Source organism: Armatimonadota bacterium (assembly GCA_016125185.1).
Taxonomy (GTDB): Bacteria; Armatimonadota; Fimbriimonadia; order Fimbriimonadales; family Fimbriimonadaceae; genus Fimbriimonas.
The window spans coordinates 282,666-300,077 of sequence record WGMG01000002.1 but is presented as its reverse complement, the minus strand read 5'-3'; the positions used below and the strand labels follow the sequence as shown (position 1 = coordinate 300,077).

Genomic DNA, 17,412 nt, shown 5'->3' with positions numbered 1-17,412 from the left:
TAGGCTTCAGGCTTGAGGATTCAGAGCACAGAGCACAGAGCACAGAGCACAGAGCACGGGGCACAGCAAGCGAAACGTTCATCCGCTTATCGAAAATGAGGTCCCTGCCAAACAAAAAAAGGCCCGGCTCGGGTGAGCCGGGCAAGAGGAGTGTTCCTTTATGCTGCGATTGGTTCGTCGGCTTCGACTTCGAAAGTCGGGGCCGAGGTTTTGAACATGCTAATCGAGCCTTGCAAGGAGTCGGACAGCGAGGCGAGACGCTGGGCGACCTGGGCAACTTCGTCGGACGTGGCACTGAGCTCTTCCGACGCGGCGGCAGTGTCTTGGCTGACGGCGGCGACCTCTTGTATCGCGCCACCGACGACCTTGGATTCGCTGATCAGCGAGTCCTTCAGTTCGACGGTTTGAGCCGTGGCCTTGTCGGCATCGGTCATGGCCGACTCGACGTTGAGCGATGCCTCGCGCAGGGCGGAGATTCGCTCTTCGACACTCGTCGAGGAGTCGAGAATCGACTTCAGCGAGGTACCAGCGGACTGGCTCTGCTTGGTCCCGTCCAGAACCTGCTCTTGGGTGGCGAGGATGGTCTTGACCGCCTCATCCACACTGGATCGGATGCTTTCGATAAGGTCGCTGATCTCGCGAGTGGCTTCACCGGATTTTTCGGCCAGCTTTCGCACTTCGGTCGCGACGACGGCAAAGCCTCGTCCATGCTCTCCGGCTCGGGCCGCTTCGATGGCGGCGTTGAGGGCGAGAAGGTTGGTCTGCTCAGCGATGGCTTCGATCGTGGAAACAATCTGGCCGATCTGCTGACCCTTCTGGTCGAGGTCGCGGATTCGCTCGGCGGAGATTCCAACTTCGGACTTGATCTTCTCCATCGCCTTGATGGTGATGGTGACGGCCTCGCTTCCGGTGCGGGCGGCTTCGTTCATCTCGTCGGCGGCGTGAGCCACATCGTTGAGGATGGTCGTGGCCTCCTGCAGGTTGTAAGAAGCGGTTTCGATCGCCTCGGCCTGAACCTCGGTCTGGTGGGTAATGCGGTCGATCATCTGACCGAATCGCGTCATGGCTTGCGATGCCTCGTCGGCCTTACCGGCAAGAACCGTGCTACCACGAGCGATATCGACGGTGGCGAGACCGACGTGGTCGGTGTTGTTGGCGACCGACGAACTGTAGGTAGCCACATCGTTGGCACCTTCGCTAACCGTGCCGATGAGCGAGGTGAGAGCGGCGCGGGCTTCGTTGTAGCCAGCGATGGCGACGCGGAAGTCGGCCTGGACACCTTCGAGATCGCGGACGACCTTGGCGAGTTCATCCTTGCCTTCAATGGAAATCTCGGTCGTATTGATTTCGATTTCATGGGTCAGATCGGCGTTCGCGAGCTTATCGAGGGCGGTGCGAAGCGGCTTGATCTGATTCTCGCGAATCTGTCCGAGGCCGCGCATGACGACCTTCACGGAATTACGGATACCAGCCACGATGAAGCCGAAGAATGTGAGACCGGATAGAATGGCCAAGAAGCTAAACATCATGAGCTTCGTCTCGGTCGCGTCCTCGATGCTCTTTCGCGTGGTTTCGGCGGCCAGAGCCTCCTTCACCTTTTCGTCACCTGCCTTTTCGATGAGCGGAATGAACTTATCGACGAAGGTTTCTCGCGATGTCTTTTCGAGAAGCGTTATGACGCCCTTGGTATCGCCGGCGGCAAACAAGCCAGGAATCTGCTTGTCGTAGTCGGCGTACTTCGCCCACAGGTCGGCCAGCTCTTTTGCGGTCTGCTTTTCGCTGTCCGTCGTCGCGTGCTGATCAAAATCCTGGATGGCGGCGGCGGTGTTGGCCACATTTTCGGAAACGTCTTTGTAGAGCTTCTTGCGCTTGTCTTCGTTGGCGGCGACTAACTCACGGTACTCGCGAGTTCGAGCCTGACGAGCTTCGACGCTCGCGGTCATCAGTCGCTGGAGCTGGGGCACCTGACGCTTGGTCATGTTGCCGACGGTGCCGGAAAGCTGAGCCGTGCCCGACATCCCGGCGATAGCCACTACGCCAACAGCGGCCGAGAATACGAAAGCTCCGGTCCACAGCTTGGCGGCGATGGACATGTTCTTTAGTACTTGCATTGCTTGGAATTCCTCTTAAAACTTGGTCGAGTATTGGACATAGCCCCAATACTGGTTGCGACTGGAGCCGGCGACGTTCTTGATGAACGTGCCCGGCGCGAACATGGCGAGTCCGGCGCTGATCGAGTCCTTGTGCTTGGTCTTGAAGTTGAACTCGAGGTCGTACTCTTCGCCGACGTGACGGCCAGAAGAGCCGGTTGCATCGATGAGAGACGTGCTGCCGCTCTTGTTGAGCGAGCCGGAAGTGCCATACCAGCCGTCGCTGACAACGCGCAGGTCGTTGGATGCGCCCCGGAAGGAAAGATCGACCGACTTATTGATATCGTGCTTGAAGCCGATGGCAATCTGGTTCATGTTCTTCCAACCTTGAACATCCATCAGGCCATAGACTCCGTGGGTGGACGGGGTGAGCACATCGAAGCCTCGATTAGTGGTCGCGGTCGAGCCGCCGCTGGCGGAGTTGATCTCGAAGTAGCCGGAGTCCTTTTTGCCAAATTTGTTGCTCAGCTTGAGGTGAACCGCCCAGGCATTCTGGTCCTTGCCCGCATTTCGACCAACTTGGTAAGCGCCTTCGGCTTCGGCCTTGGCTTTACCTAGGTTAGATTCGTAAACGTGATCCAGCGTGTAGTGGTCGATGCGGCCGCCGGTCGCGGTGTCGTGCTTGTAGATGAGGGCGGTGGTGCCGAGCTTATTCTCCATGCCGACTGCTGCATAGCGAGCCGAACTGGATGCCTTTTGCACCGCGCCATAACGGGCCACGACGACATCGAGGGTCTTGTACTGGTAGCGAACGGCGTCGTACGACTTGCCGGTGTTGCCCCAATCGGGCGAACCGATTAACCGGGTCGAACCAAAACTGATTCGCTGTCGGCCAACGGTCACTTTCTTGTCGCCGTCCGTCTTGGTGACATAGCCCTGGAAAAGGTCGCTGTTGTCGGTCGAATTGTTGCCGGACTGCGCCCACTGTAATTGGTGAGCGTACTGATACTGCAAGAGGCCTGACCAAGTTTTGCCGTACTTCCAACTGAGGCTTGGACGTACACGCTGATAAAGGTAGCTCTTATTGTCGTTGGCGGCAGCGTTGAAATCGCCGTCGGTCCGTCTCTCATACCGCGCACGGTATTCGATGGTCGTTTTGAATTTTAGTTGATTGGTTTCAGGCTTCAGTGGTAGCGCAGGAATGAAAATCAATTAGACCCTCCCAGGTTCACAAATGAGATTTTTGGAAGAACGTTTACCGATTCTCAGGGATTGGTCTGATAAATGAACGATTGTGGACGATTGGGTTTGGTGTGCAATGGGCGTTCCGCAAAAGCACGCGTTGCTAGGGCTGTAGTGCAGAGTGCAGCAATCTCTTTACTCTTTAAAACTTCCAAGAAGCCTTCGGCTACTACAGAAATTAGGTGAAACGATGTCCTCCAATCCTATTGCACCCAAGAGCCCTGAATTGGATTTTATAGAGTCTGCCCGTAATCTTAGTAGTATCTGATAAATAGTTTAATTTGATCTGTAGGATCGGCTTTGGGAGCACCAACAATGAAACTATTAATTGGGTTCTTTCGTGTCTTCTAAGCCTCGACGCGGAAGACCCGGAACTGCGAGGGCTGCCGCCGGATCAGTGAGATGATGGTGGTGGGTAGCCGGGCGCGGGTCGGGTTATTATGATTTCGATTCTTTTCGTAGACGACGAACTTGATATCCTGGAAGGACTCCGGGACGCTTTGCATCGGCGAGCGTCCGACTGGAACATGGCCTTCGCCCAAACAGGCGAAGGTGCGTTGGAAATTCTTTCGCGTGGGAAATTTGACATTGTTGTGTCCGACATGCAGATGCCGCAAATGGATGGCGTCACGCTTCTCGGATACATTCAGGAGCGGTATCCGCACATTATTCGGTTCCTGCTGACCGGCCAGGCCGACCGCGAATCCATCGTGCGCATGGCTCCGGTGACTCACCAGTTTCTGTACAAACCATTTAATCCGAGCGACCTGATCGCCCTGCTGGACCGAACCGTCGATTTGCACGACCGGATCGAAAATGAGATCGTACGCCGCCTGATTGGATCGGCGCGATGCGTCCCCAGCGCGCCAAAGACGGCTCTGAAGCTGCGACAACTCGCTGCGAGTCAGGAGGTCGACATGCGTGAGGTTGGGCTTCTGATTGAGCACGACCCAGGACTTGGGGCCCGGGTTCTCCAGATTGCAAATTCGGCGGTCATGGGGAGATCGAAGCATGTGGATAGCATTGCGGAGGCGGTGATGTTTATCGGTTTCGAATGCGCCCAGGCGCTTGCGGTGGCTAACGAGGTTTTCCGCGTTACGTTGGAGAGCCAGCCATTTGCGCGCTTGATCGACGCGACCTGCGATAAGGCGTTTAAGGGAGCGGCGATGGTTTCGCAGTTCCTGGTTGGCCATCCATTGCGGGCGATGGGAATGACAGCGGCTCTGTTGCGTGACTGTGGCATGCTGGCGGCGGCGAGTTCAAACGGGCAGATTTACCGCGTTGCTCTGGACCGGACGGGAAAGGCAGAGACCCTCTGCGAAGTGGAGCGAACGTGCTTCGGAGTGACCCATGCCGAACTTGGCGGGCACTTGCTGGCGACATGGGGTATTCCCATGCCGATCGTCGAAGCGGTTACGTGCCACCACAATATCGAGGAGTCGACCTTGGACCCGGTCGTGATGGCGGCGGTTCACGTCGCCGACGTTGTGTGCGATCATCCGTCGCTCGATCGGACCGGGATCATCGAGAAGCTGAATTGGCTCTTCATTGAGCAGCACTTCTTGGAGCCCGAAGTCGCCGGTTGGCTGGATTTCTGCGTCAAGCCGACACAGTCGGCGGCGTAGGTTGACGGTCGGGCCCTTAGTCCCCGTTCGGAACGGCGTCGTCGCAGTGCCAGTCTGTAGAGCATAGGCTGCTGAAATCGCATTTCGCGACAAAAACGATTTAGCTCCTCTGACACTCCCAACAGGCCCCCATCTCCTAAAAGGGGGCTCCTTTCTTTCAGGCGTAAATATCCAGCTTCTGATGGCGCGACTCGATGGACGACGCGAGAGAGTCGAGCTGGGTTTGCAGGCGGCCAACGATCGCCTTCTTGGTTTGAGGATCGGTAGTTGGGCACTCGGCCCAGTCCTTCATCTTGGCCTCCAGGGCCTTGACCTGTGGGTCCAGACTGGCAGGCGAATTACTCCGCACCGGCTGATAGGAAACGGCCGAAATCGTCATGGTCCCTTTGTTGTTATCGGTTTTCGTCGATGACTTGATGGCCGGTAATTGTTCGGGCTTTGCGTTGGTAAGATTGAGGCGATGACGATGGTGACAGGAGCCTCGGGGTACGTTGGCGGAGCAGTGGTGCGCAGCTTGGTACCCGATGAGGTTGTCGCCCTGGTGCGGGAGCCAACGCGGGCACCGGCAGGTATCCAGTTTCGGGTTGGCGATTACGACGATCTGGATTCTTTGGTGAAGGCGTTCGAAGGTATTCGAACGCTGATCTTCGTTCCGAGCGACGGGTTCGCCGAGGACATCGCGCGGCACTGCGAGAACGTGATCGAGGCGGCCCGTATATCTTCGATTCGGACTTTTGTGTTCCTGAGTATTGTGGACGTGGACGAAGGTTCGCCGTTCTACTACGCGCCGGTCTATCGGCGGGCAGAAGTAAGACTACGCGAGTCGGGAATGACTTTCGTGGTTCTGCGGAGCGGTCTGTATTCGGACTTTGTACTGAAGTCGCTTCCGAATGCGGCCGGGGAATTTTGGGTTCCGGCGGGCGACGCACGCATTGCGCTGATTTATCGAGACGATGTCGCAGCGGCTTTGGCGGCTGTGGCACGCGAGCCCTCTGGGTTTAGCGGTAGGACCTTTCAGTTGACCGGCGATCGGGCGATGACGTTTGGCGAGATCGCCGCATGGGCAGGGGCGGTTTTTCGTGATTGCGGCATCGAGGAATATACGACTTGGTTAAGGACGGTTTGGGACGCCCCTTGGCCGGAAGCTTTTTCGACGCTATTTGCCTCGATCCGCGAGGGACGCTTTGGCGGGGTTTCCAACGATTTCGAGGCCCTGGTTGGGCGTTCTCCTCGGGCTTTGGACGGATAGAATCTTGGTTTACGGTCGGATGACCAGGACTGAGTACGGCTCAGCGACGATCTGGTGCATCGAGGTGCTGCCCAGCATGACGCGATGCATAAATCCGTGGCCCTGTGCGCCGATGATGAGAAGGTCGGCTTTGGTTTGATCCATGACCTGGCTGATGGCGTCGTTGACGGTAAGGTTGACGACCTCGCCGGTGGCCGAGTAGCCCGCGCCGGCGAGGCGATTGACAACGGCGTCGGTTTTGGTGGCGGCTTCACTCAAGAGATCGCGCTGAATCTGGGTGTGGAGATCGGCGAGTTCGGGGTGGGTGCCAAGGGAGGAAATGTGCAGGGCGGTCAGGACGTGGGTGCGGCGGATGCCTTTCGGGTTCATTTCGAGGAAACGGTCGAGAGCGTGGTTGGCATACTCCGAATGGTCGGTGGCGAAGACGGCGATGAGGTCACCTGCGGCTGCGAACTCCCCTTTTGAGATCAGGAGCGAGTGGTGGGCTCCAATGGCTACCCCTCGGCAGACGCTACCGAGGAAGAGGGAACCGAGTGCGCTCTTGCGTTCGGAATGAACGCAAATGAGGTCGGCGTTGAGGTCGTCGGCCACTTTGGTGAGCAGGGCGGTGGCGCTTCCGGTCAGGAGTTTGCCCTCGCAATCCAAGCCGAGGCCCTTGGCGGTCTTTTCGGCTTCGTCGACAGCCTCCTGGCCAATTTTGCTGGCTTGGGCATAGTAGTCGTACGCCATCGGCGCTTCTGAGATGACGCTATAGCCTCCGAAGGCCATCGAGGTGTCGACGACATGGGCCAAGGTGTACTTGGGAGCTTCAAAGCGAAGCCGGTTGGCAAGGTGGAGGGTCGACACGTAGTCGCGCCCGAGGTCGATTCCGACGAGAATTCTCATAGCGGTCACCTACCTTTAGTGTGCCCGATCTTTGGGGCGGAATGGAGTCGGACTTAAGAACGACACGCGGGTGCAGATTTGGGAAGGGCGGTGACAATCGTCTAGGCTCTGCATCCAACAGAAGAATGCCTTTGTGGCATTCCTCTGCCGGACCCTCTCTCCGAGGTCGAAACGCAAGGGCTGGACTTCGTTTGTCGAGCAGTCTATAGATGACTTTCGAATCTGCGAACCGTTATTTCTCGTGTTGGATGCGCCAGATTGTGCCAGAGCCGTCGTCGGAGACCATCATCGCACCATCGGGAGCGACGGCCACGCCGACTGGGCGGCCCCATACGTTTCCATCTTCGGTCACGAAGCCGGTCATGAAGTCTTCGAAGACTCCGGTGGGCGCGCCGTCTTTGGTGACCACGCGAATGACTTTGTAGCCCACCCGCTTGGCACGATTCCACGAGCCGTGCTCGGCGGCAAACGGCTCAAGATCGTACTCCTTGGGGAAGCTGGATCCCGTGTAGAAAGTCATGCAGAGGGAAGCTTGGTGCGAGCCGACGAGGACCTCGGGCACGAGCACCTTATCCTTGAGTTCGGGGTGCTCGCCGGGATGGCGCGGGTCTTGGTGGTTTCCGATGTAGAACCATGGCCACCCATAGAAGCCGCCTTCCTTCACTCGCGTGATGTAATCGGGCGGGAGGTCGTCGCCGAGGCCGTCGCGTTCATTGATGGAACACCAGAGTTCGTGGGTTTTGGGGTGGATTCCCAGGCCGACGGCGTTCCGGATTCCGTAGGCGTAAATGCGCTCGTTCTTGCCGTCGGGATCGAATTCGAGGATGTCGGCACGGTGGGTTTCTTCGCCTCGCCCGCCCTCGTGATCGTTGGTGAGGGAGCCGACAGAGACGTACATCTTTTTGCCGTCGGCGCGGAATCGCACGTCGCGGCTCCAGTGACCACCGCCGCGTAGGCGACCGCCACCGGGCAGGTCGGCAATGTGCTCCATTTCGCCTGTGGCATGGAGATCGCCGTTATGGTAAGCGTATCGTACGACGGCGTCGGTGTCGCCGATGTAGACGTACTGTGGATTCGGCCCGGGAGGGTAGAAAGCGATGCCGAAAGGCTGGTGGAGGCCGGATGCAAAGACCTCGTTGGTGGTCGGTCGCCCGTCGGTACCCCGGCCACGTAGGATGCGGATTCGTCCCGGACCGCTTTCGGCGATGAAGAGGTCGCCGTTGGGCGCGGTGACGATTTCGCGCGGATTGTTGAGGCCCGTCATGTATTCGGTGACTTTGAAGCCTTCAGGGACCTTCGGCCATGCGCCTTCGGGGCGGCGAACCATATGGGGGCCATTATCGACGCTTCGCGTCGAGTAGGGTTCAGGTAGGTCGGCGACGGTGATCTTGCGGCGAACTCCCGGAGCATCGCCGGTCCAGTCGTCGAGCGCGGCCTGACCAGTGCGCACGCCCTGTGTTTGTCCGGCGGACGCGTGCCCAGGTATGGCGCATGCGGTGGTTGTTCCAACAACGGCGACGGTCGTTGCCGACGCGGCAATCAAGCCGAAAACAAATCTACGATCCATTCAAGTCTCCTTTCCTGCGAGTCCCGAGTATAACCTACGAGTCTCAAGCCGCCAACTGCGGCAAAAGGAGGTGGGTGAGGCCGTAAGAGAAGGTCGTCGGGTGATCCGATCGGATCACCCGACTGTTGGCCCTAAGCCTTTTGTCGTCGTCGTCGGACGAGCCCTAAGGCGCCTAGGCCCAGGACGGCTAGTGAAGCAGGCTCGGGAACGGGGTTGACGACCGCCGTGTAGATGGTGTTGCTTCCATCGATTCGGACGTGGACGCCGTATCCTTCGACGCTTCCCGACAGGCTGTCGAAGTGGAAGGTCTGCGAACCGCCCTGCGTGATACCGGTATTCGGGTTCGTTTTGAATCCCACGATTCCGCCGGTGCCAGAGTAGTTTGCGTCGAACGACCAAGGATCCATTGGAGAGCCGGTGGCGGTTAGATCGTCGTCGTCGTCGAGAGCCCAGAATCCGAAGATATCGGTGATTTGACCGCTCATGCCGCTGATATTGATGGTTGCTCCAGTCGCAAGCGAAACATTGAAATCGGTGTTGTTGAGACGGTCGACGCTAACGCCCGACAGAGAGGTTGGAATCTGGAAAGAACTCCTGGACTGCGCGTTGGCGGCCACGGCCAGAAGAACTGAGCTCGCGATCGTAAGTGCTCGGAAAGTTTGTGAATGATTCATGTGGTGCCTCGCCGGCGAGCCTGGAGTTCAGATTCGCCCATACCTGTCGAGGCAATTTATGTGCCAACCAAGGCTTTGGTGTTGATAACCTGGAATGAGTTCCGGCCAGCAAATTGGGACCATGGTCCTTGATTTGAGAATTGGGCGCTCGACGCCAAACTTTTGTCCCTTGTCGCGACGACTTAGGAGTTATGCACACCATGCCCCGGAACTTCCTTCGCCGATCACAGGCGATCTTCATTGCCGCCATCGCGATCGCGGTGGGCGGCTGTGGCGGCTCCAGCGTTTCCGTTGGCGGCGCGAACCAGTTCGTCGTGACCAATCTCGTTGCCGACACCGCCGGCCCGGCGAGCCATACCGACCCGAACCTGGTCAATGCGTGGGGGATGGCGGCTAGCCCGACCGGTCCGTGGTGGATCAGCGACAACGGTACGGGAAAAACGACCCTCTACAGTGGGGACGGAACCGTCAACGCCCTTGTCGTCAATGTGCCTGGAGTTGGTGTTGCAAATGGGCCCGTTACAGGTCAGGTCTACAATCCGACGTCGAACTTTCTGATTTCGGGTGTCCTCACGACCAGGTTTATTTTTGTGACCGAGGACGGCGTTCTTTCTGCGTGGAATTCTGGAACTTCAGCCGTGGCCGTCAACGATCTATCGGGAACGGGAGCGATCTACAAGGGCTTGGCGATGTCCTCGTCGGGGACCTCTCTCTATGCAACCAACTTCCATTCGGGAATGGTGGACGTCTTCGACGGATCGTTCGCGCTGGTGAATTCGTTCACCGATCCAAGCATCCCGGCCGGTTACGGTCCGTTCGGCATCCAGGCCATCGGCAGTCTGATCTACGTCAGCTACGCCAAGCAAGACGCCAATAAGGTGGATGACGTCAAAGGCGCAGGGTTTGGCTATGTCGATGTCTTTAACGAGGACGGGACGCTGAACAAGCGTCTGGTCAGCAATGGAGCGCTCAATGCTCCGTGGGGCTTGGCGAAGGCGCCTTCGTCGTTTGGAGCGGCATCGAACGCTCTTTTGGTCGGCAACTTTGGCGACGGCAAAATCAACGCCTACGATGCGACCACCGGGAATCTTATCGCGACCTTGCACGATGCGGGAGGAAACCCCATCGTGATCGACGGTCTTTGGGGTCTGTCGTTTGGCAATGGGGCCAGTGCGGGGTCAACGACGACCTTGTTCTTTACCGCTGGTCCCAATGACGAATCCAGCGGGCTGTTTGGCTCGGTTGCGGTCGCGCCGTAGTTCGTTGCCGACCAACTCTCATCAGGGTTGGTCGGCCTTCAGAGGAAGTCGCTCGCTTAAATGGGTGGCGAATCGCAAGCGGAGAAGGTTCCATTCTAAGCACGTAGGGTAAACCACTCATAGGCAACCCGCTATGGTTATAATCGCCCTAACTGCAATGATGCTTTCCCACGGCTCGCTCCCGACTCCGGCACAGATGTTTCCGCTCAGCGCGGTTCGGCTTTTGCCGAGCCCGTTCACCAAGGCGGTTGAGGCGAACCGAAAGTATGTGCTGGCGTTGGATGCGGACCGTTTGCTGGCACCGTTTCGACGCGAGGCTGGTTTGAAACCGCGAAAGGAGTCCTACGGAAACTGGGAGAGCATGGGCCTGGACGGACACACTGGCGGGCACTACCTTTCGGCCCTGGCGGACATGATCGCTAGCGGCGAAGACACGAAGGACCACGAAATGAAGCGTCGCCTGGACTACATGGTGGACGAGCTTGCCGAGTGTCAGAAGGCGTCGGGGGATGGGTACATCGGCGGCGTTCCGGGCAGTAAGGAACTGTGGGCGAAGGTGGCGGCGGGGCACGTCGAGGCGGTTTTCGACAAATGGGTGCCTTGGTACAACCTGCACAAGACGTTTGCCGGTCTGCGGGACGCCTACGAGGTGGCGGGGAACCAGAAGGCGCGGGACGTGCTGGTGAAATACGCCGACTGGGCGTGCAAGGAAATCTCCGGCCTCAGCGACGAGCAGATGCAACGGATGATGACGCAGGAGCACGGCGGCATGAACGAGGTTTTGGCCGATGTTTATGCCATCACCGGCGACGAGAGGTATCTGACGGCGGCGAAGAAGTTTTCGCACGAGGCGATCCTCGATCCGCTGGAGAATCACCAGGACAAACTGACCGGCTTGCATGCCAATACTCAGATTCCCAAGGTGATCGGCTTCGAGAAGATCGCGTCGTTGGACGGGGACGAGCGGGAGGACAGCGGGGCACGGTTCTTTTGGGATCGCGTGACCCAGCATCGAAGCGTGGCGTTCGGCGGGAATAGCGTGTCGGAGCACTTCAACGATCCGAAGGACTTCCAGGGGATGCTGGAGCACCGGGAGGGGCCGGAGACTTGCAACACCTACAACATGCTTCGGCTGACGGAGGGGTTATTTGCCACCGATCCGGTCGCGAAGTACGCCGACTTTTACGAACGGGCGCTGTACAACCACATCTTGGCGTCGATCGACCCGGAGCATCCGGGCTACGTGTACTTTACGCCGATCCGGCCGGAGCACTACCGCGTGTATTCGACGCCGGGTGAGTCGTTCTGGTGTTGCGTTGGGACCGGAATGGAGAACCCGGGCCGGTATGGGCAGTTCATCTATGCAAAAGCGAAAGACGGCCTCTACGTGAACCTCTTCATTCCATCGGAACTGAAAGTGCCCGGTACTGATTTGGTGGTGCGCCAGGAGACGAAGTTCCCGGATGAAGAGCGTACGACGCTAACCCTGCACATGAAAAAGCCAATGGAGTACTCGCTGATTCTGCGACATCCTGGCTGGGTTTCGGACGAGGGGTTTGTCATCAAGGTTAACGGCAAGAAGGTGGACGCGCCGTCGAAATCTTCGTCCTACATTGGGGTGCGTCGGCAGTGGCACGATGGCGACAAGGTCGAACTGAGCCTGCCGATGCGGACGACGGTCGAAGAACTGCCCGATCAGTCGGATTGGTACGCGATCCTGCACGGGCCAATCGTGTTGGTGCATCCATCGGGGACGGAAGACCAGACCGGTCTGCACGCTGGAGCGGGACGAGGTGACCATATTGCGCAGGGACCGGTAGTGCCGCTGGACAAAGCGCCGGTGCTGATCACATGGCAAAAGGCCTTGCCGACGCATGTTGTGCCCGATCCGAGCGGGGGTCCGCTCCATTTTCGGTTGACCGACGTCGTTGAGCCGACTTCGAAAGCGGGGCTATCGCTCGTGCCGTTTTTCCGCCTGCAGGAGAGCCGCTATCAAATGTATTGGGAAGTGATGACCTCGGAGGGATTCGCCGAGCGGCAGAAGCGGCTGGCGGAAGAGGAAAAGGCGAAGTTGGCGCGCGAGGCGGCGACCCTGGATTCGGTGGCCGTCGGCGAGCAGCAGCCAGAAGTCGACCACCAGATGAAGGGCGAGGGCCTGGAGACTGGGTTCTTCAACGGTCGGCGCTGGCGGCATGGCAAGGTCGTGCAGTACACCTTGAACCCGAAGGGGTTCGACAAGGTCGATCTGGCGGTGACCTACTCGGGTGGCGACAATGGTCGGACGTTCGACATCTTCGTCAACGACCATCTGATTTCGACGCAGGCGCTGGTGGGTGATAAGCCTGGGAAGTTTTTCGAGGTTCGCTATCCGATCCCGGCTGAGGCATTGGCGGCACGGAAGGACGGCCTGGTGACCGTCCGATTCGTGGCCAAAGTGTGGCTAGCGGGTGGGTTTTACGATGTGCGGCTGTTGAAGCGCTGAGGATAGAGCACAGTTCGCAGGGCGCAGTGAACAGGGAGACTATTCGCCCTGTTCGAACTGGATGTTGCCGAAGGTACGGACAAACATGTCGAGCGGCATCGAGAAGACCCCATCGTCAATCTTGTAGCCATTCGTCGGACCTTCGGGGCCTTTTGGCGTGAAGTCGTTTCCGTGCGGATTCCAAAGGGTGATCCGGTCAGTTTTTGCATCGTAGCCGAACACAGCGTATGCGTGGTTAGGTGAAATGCTCTTCGGCATATCCTTCTTCGGGGTGCCTGCCGTCATCAGCCTGTGCTCCGCGGCGGCTTTGGGAATGTCGGTTCTCAGTTCAGCCATTTTGGCGTCGAGCGTTTGGGTCGAAACCTCCTTTTGGAAGTCGCCAATCAGCTTGATTCCCTTGAATTTGTGCCCCGTAAACGCCTTTCCGGCGACACCGCTGTTGCCACCGTGCATGCTATCGGTGGCGACTTTGGTCTCGCCGTCGGCGATCTTGCGGGTGCCGTAGGCTTTCTCCATCACGCGAATCCAGAGCCCTTCCTTGATCGACGACCCGACCATCGCGAGTTCGGTATCGGTGAGCAGGCTAACCTGGACGGTCTGGCCGTCGGCGAACTTGACGGTGTAACCGTTGCTATTCGGGACGATCATGTTCTTGACGTCGCTGGGATTACGGTGGACGAGCGCGCCAAGAGGAGCGAGCATGTAGCAGTCGCTGAGGCCGCCCTGTCGAATGTCGGACAGCTCGGGGCTGTCAGCGAAAAGCGGGGTCTGGGTCATGCGCGACAGCTTTCGATAACCGGCGACGAAGGTGCCTTGGAGCGAGCCGGGATTAGAGGTGAATGCCTTGCGCTGCTCCTTCTTTTCCTGTGCAGTCGAGCCTTTGGTAGCGCGAAACACGACCGGCTTGTAGTTCTGGAACCAATCTTTCGTGAGCGTCGGTGCGGGCCCATCGACCGCGATCAGCCACCTATGTAGGGCGGCCAGGGCAGCGGCGTCTGCGCCGTGAAACTTGGGATCGAGAGCGGCTTTGTCAACCTCGGCTTGCGTCAACGTTCCGTCGTGGTCGGCATCCCAGGTTTGGAAGTCCTGAAGGACGGTTTGGGAGAATGAGGGAACCTGAACCGGAGTTTGGACTGGAGTTTGGGCCAGGGCGACGGCGGCGATCAACGAGCTGAGCACGAGAAGGTTTTACGTTCGTGTTCCGAATTGGTTCATTTTGGGTCCCAAGACACTTTTTTGAGAAAATGCAACAGAAAAGTTGCATAAAGATGGAATCTATCCTATAATGCAACTAATCGGTTGCTTATTCGGCAACCGCAGGGAAAGAAGATGAACACTTTGACAGACTCTAAACTCGACATTCAGGCCTCGATCGAAGCGCCGGTTTCGGCCAGCGAGGCCCAGGAGAAGATCGCGTGCGTTTCCGGCTGGTGGTGCTCCAGCACGGTGGGTAGCGCGGACAAGGTTGGCGACACCTTCCGCGTGATGTTCGATGCAACCTTCGCCGACTTCCGGGTCACCGAGATCGCTCCGTCGCGGCGCACGGTCTGGGAGGTTACGGACTGCAGTCTGCCGTTCCTTCAAAACCAGACCGAATGGACGGGTACGAAGGTCGTATTCGACCTCGAATCGACCGGCTCAGGAACGCGAGTGACGCTGACGCACGAGGGACTGACGCCTTCGTGCGAATGCTACGAGCGATGCGTGCAGGGATGGAGCTTCTTCGTGCAGGACAGCCTGGCGAAGTTCCTGACACATGGCGTGGGTGACCCGCAGGGCTCGTGCGCTTCGCATAACTAGGCGTTGATCGGCAGAGTGCGGATAGTATAGAGAAATGCTGTCCGCACTCTGCCTTTTTGGTTTTGGGACCGTCCAGCCGCCGACGGCGCTGTCGGCGAAACCCGCGCCCGAGCTAGACGCACTCTTTCGGCGGGAGGACGGCTGGGTCGGGGCAGATGGCGACTACTCGGTGACCATCGGCAAGGGCAAGGTGCTCTGGCTGTTCAGCGATACATGGGTCGGCAAAGTTCGTGACGGACACCGCGTCGAGGCGTCGATGGTGAACAACACGATCGGGGTGCAGGCATCGGCCAAGTCTCCGGCCGAATTCTATTTGCGGAAGACCGAGGAAGGGAAGGCGGCTTCGCAAATCGTGCCGAGTGAGGGGCACGGGTGGTTCTGGCTCCAGTCTGGCTGCTACGCCGGCGGGACGCTCTTTCAGTTCCTCAACGAGGTGGAGCACACCGACGACAAGGGCGTATTCAGTTTCCGCTCGACCGGCCTGTGGCTGGGCGTGACGCCCAATCCGAGTGATGATCCGAACACGTGGCAGACCAAGCAGATCCGACTCACGAACACGTTGTTTCAGCCGGACCGGACGTTGGTTTGGGGAGCCTCGTCGATGATCGACGGGAACTGGGCCTACATCTATGGCACCGACGAACACCGCAAAGACGGGCAGATCGCCCGCTCGATGACTCTTGCCCGGGTGCCAAAAACGATGGTCGACGACGTGAGTCGGTGGGAGTATTTCGACGGCAAAGGCTGGGCGAAGTCGTTTGCGGCGGCGGCTCCGCTGTCCGATCAGATTGCCACCGAGTACTCGGTTACGCGGTTCGGCCGTGGGTACTTGGAGGTCACGACGGAGAATGGGCTGTCGCCGAAGATCGTTGGGCGATACGCCGAGCACCCGTGGGGACCTTGGTCCACTGCGGCGACCTTGTACACCTGTCCAGAAATGGGAACGATGAAGAACGTTTTCACCTACGCGGCGAAGGCTCACCCGAGCCTGTCGGCGGGCGACGAGGTAGTAGTCACGTACGCCGTCAATTCGTTCGATTTTTGGGAAGTGGCGCGAAATGCCGATCTCTATTGGCCAAAGTTCGTCCGAATTCGGCTTGCGAAGCCATAAAAAAAGCTCGGCACCGAAAGATCGACGCCGAGCTTTTGAGCGATGAAGACTACTCCTTCAGGAGGTCTTCGATTTCCTTCTTGATGGCCGCTTCCTGGGCTGGGTCGTAGCCAACTTTGATGTCGCGGACGATGCCTTGCTTGTCGATGATGACGGTCTCAGGAATGCCCCAGACGCCGTACGCCTGGCTGTTGTCTTTCGGCCCGACGACGATCGGCCAGGTCATCTTCTTGTCAGTGATCAGGCCTTGGAGCTTCGTGAATTCGTCTTCTGGTGTGATGCCTCGGTCCTTGCCGAAGAAGCCGTAGTATTGAGTGACGCCGACGATCTCGAGTCCCTTGTCGTGGAGCTCACTGTACATGTCGACCATACTGGGCACGGAGGCCATGCACGGGCCGCACCAGTGGGCGAAGAAGTCGAGAACGACGACCTTACCTTTCAGCGCGCCGATACCGCTGAAGGAACCGATGGTCTTTTCCGCCTGGAGGTCGGTTGCGGGTGTCATGGTCAGGCCGATCTGCTTGGACGACATTTCGAGCTGGTTCTTGGCCGAAGGCGAAAGGCTGGGGTGGCCCTTGATGAAGTCGGAAATGCTGGCGACGGCCTGGTCTTTCTTTTTCATCTGCTGGAAGAGGCTAGCCTTCTTCATCACGAGTTCGGAGAGAACCGAGTCGTTCTGAGCTTGGGCCTGCTTCTCGTACTGAGCCAGCTTTTCGTCATCCGTGAGCGGCTTTTGGCCGTTCGTGCCGCCGATCCGAGTGGCGGGGATGCTGTTCCCGTTGCCTTTCGGCGGATTCTTTTCAGCTTCCAGTCGCTTCTTGGCGGTCTCCTTCGGGTCGGCCAGCTTAAGGTGGCTCTGAACCTGGTCCAGGACCTTCATGCCTTCGTCATTGCCCTTCTTGGAGGCGATCGTGTCGACGAAGTCGCCGACCTGGTAGGCCAGGCTCATGCTGTCGTTCGAGGAGGTTGGGGTGACTTCGGTGAGCGTGCTCTCCAGCATGTCGGCCTCGCCGAGGGCGTTGCAGCTTCGCATCATGAGAAGCTGATCTTGGAACTTCTGCTCGGGCGTCGGGTTTGTGGTGAGGAATTTGTGGGCCAGGTCGCATACCGTCTTGTGCTCGTCGATCATCGAGTAGAGCTCAGCCCAGTCGTACGAATCCTTCGCATCGACCTTGGCGGGGTCGACATCCTTGAGCGAGTCGCGGATCATCTGCTTCACCTGCACTTGAATCTTGTCGAATGCTTCTTGGGTGAATGGCTTCGGGGCGCTGTCGTACGCCTTGGTCTGGAATTCTCGGACCTGTTGGAGAATGGCCTTGGGGTCTTGGCCTTGGGACGCGAACCCGCTAAAGATGGCCGCAGCGAGCGCGAGAGCGAAGAGTTGCTTCATGGGGGATACCTTCCTATCGAACATTTTAACTGAATCGA

At 58.4% G+C, this 17,412-nt stretch carries 14 protein-coding genes; 6 read left to right on the top strand and 8 right to left on the bottom strand.

The features are described 5' to 3' along the window. Positions 1–158: 158 nt before the first annotated feature. A complete protein-coding gene (locus tag GC165_04555; protein ID MBI1332134.1) occupies positions 159–2,111 on the bottom strand; it encodes a hypothetical protein in 1,953 nt (650 codons plus the stop codon). Between the two features lie 15 nt (positions 2,112–2,126). Beyond that, positions 2,127–3,302, bottom strand: coding sequence for a hypothetical protein (locus GC165_04550; GenBank protein MBI1332133.1), 1,176 nt, complete (start codon positions 3,300–3,302; stop codon positions 2,127–2,129). A 470-nt stretch (positions 3,303–3,772) separates the two neighbouring features. On the opposite strand from GC165_04550, the gene GC165_04545 reads away from it, so the two are divergent. Then, positions 3,773–4,957, top strand: a complete 1,185-nt coding sequence (locus tag GC165_04545) for an HDOD domain-containing protein (protein ID MBI1332132.1) — start codon at positions 3,773–3,775, stop codon at positions 4,955–4,957. 157 nt (positions 4,958–5,114) lie between these two features. Here the strand turns inward: GC165_04545 and GC165_04540 are convergent, their stop codons facing one another. Continuing rightward, complete coding sequence (locus tag GC165_04540; protein ID MBI1332131.1) at positions 5,115–5,336, bottom strand: hypothetical protein; 222 nt, start codon at positions 5,334–5,336, stop codon at positions 5,115–5,117. Between the two features lie 81 nt (positions 5,337–5,417). Here GC165_04540 and GC165_04535 point away from each other — a divergent pair, with 81 nt between their 5' ends. Beyond that, positions 5,418–6,206, top strand: coding sequence for an NAD(P)H-binding protein (locus GC165_04535; GenBank protein MBI1332130.1), 789 nt, complete (start codon positions 5,418–5,420; stop codon positions 6,204–6,206). A 9-nt stretch (positions 6,207–6,215) separates the two neighbouring features. On the opposite strand, the gene GC165_04530 is transcribed toward GC165_04535, so the two are convergent. The 3 genes from GC165_04530 to GC165_04520 all read right to left on the bottom strand — a co-directional run bounded on the left by GC165_04530 (position 6,216) and on the right by GC165_04520 (position 9,332). Continuing rightward, positions 6,216–7,091 (bottom strand): hypothetical protein, encoded by an 876-nt coding sequence (locus GC165_04530; protein MBI1332129.1) that lies wholly within the window; start codon positions 7,089–7,091, stop codon positions 6,216–6,218. Positions 7,092–7,323: 232 nt separating this feature from the next. Continuing rightward, a complete protein-coding gene (locus GC165_04525) occupies positions 7,324–8,658 on the bottom strand; it encodes a sorbosone dehydrogenase family protein (GenBank protein ID MBI1332128.1) in 1,335 nt (444 codons plus the stop codon). A gap of 131 nt (positions 8,659–8,789) precedes the next feature. After that, positions 8,790–9,332, bottom strand: coding sequence for a PEP-CTERM sorting domain-containing protein (locus GC165_04520; protein ID MBI1332127.1), 543 nt, complete (start codon positions 9,330–9,332; stop codon positions 8,790–8,792). Between the two features lie 200 nt (positions 9,333–9,532). Between GC165_04520 and GC165_04515 the strand changes: the two genes are divergently transcribed. Both GC165_04515 and GC165_04510 read left to right on the top strand, forming a co-directional pair. Beyond that, a complete protein-coding gene (locus tag GC165_04515; protein MBI1332126.1) occupies positions 9,533–10,591 on the top strand; it encodes a TIGR03118 family protein in 1,059 nt (352 codons plus the stop codon). A 133-nt stretch (positions 10,592–10,724) separates the two neighbouring features. Beyond that, entirely contained in the window at positions 10,725–13,073 is a 2,349-nt protein-coding gene (locus tag GC165_04510) for a glycosyl hydrolase (protein ID MBI1332125.1), read from the top strand. 39 nt (positions 13,074–13,112) lie between these two features. On the opposite strand, the gene GC165_04505 is transcribed toward GC165_04510, so the two are convergent. Next, positions 13,113–14,252 carry a hypothetical protein gene (locus tag GC165_04505; protein ID MBI1332124.1) on the bottom strand — a complete coding sequence of 380 codons (1,140 nt, stop codon included), beginning with the start codon at positions 14,250–14,252 and terminating at the stop codon, positions 13,113–13,115. 150 nt (positions 14,253–14,402) lie between these two features. Between GC165_04505 and GC165_04500 the strand changes: the two genes are divergently transcribed. Beyond that, positions 14,403–14,873, top strand: coding sequence for an SRPBCC domain-containing protein (locus GC165_04500; protein ID MBI1332123.1), 471 nt, complete (start codon positions 14,403–14,405; stop codon positions 14,871–14,873). A gap of 34 nt (positions 14,874–14,907) precedes the next feature. Continuing rightward, positions 14,908–15,984 carry a DUF4185 domain-containing protein gene (locus GC165_04495; protein ID MBI1332122.1) on the top strand — a complete coding sequence of 359 codons (1,077 nt, stop codon included), beginning with the start codon at positions 14,908–14,910 and terminating at the stop codon, positions 15,982–15,984. Positions 15,985–16,033: 49 nt separating this feature from the next. Here the strand turns inward: GC165_04495 and GC165_04490 are convergent, their stop codons facing one another. Continuing rightward, complete coding sequence (locus GC165_04490; protein ID MBI1332121.1) at positions 16,034–17,398, bottom strand: redoxin domain-containing protein; 1,365 nt, start codon at positions 17,396–17,398, stop codon at positions 16,034–16,036. Positions 17,399–17,412 lie beyond the last annotated feature (14 nt).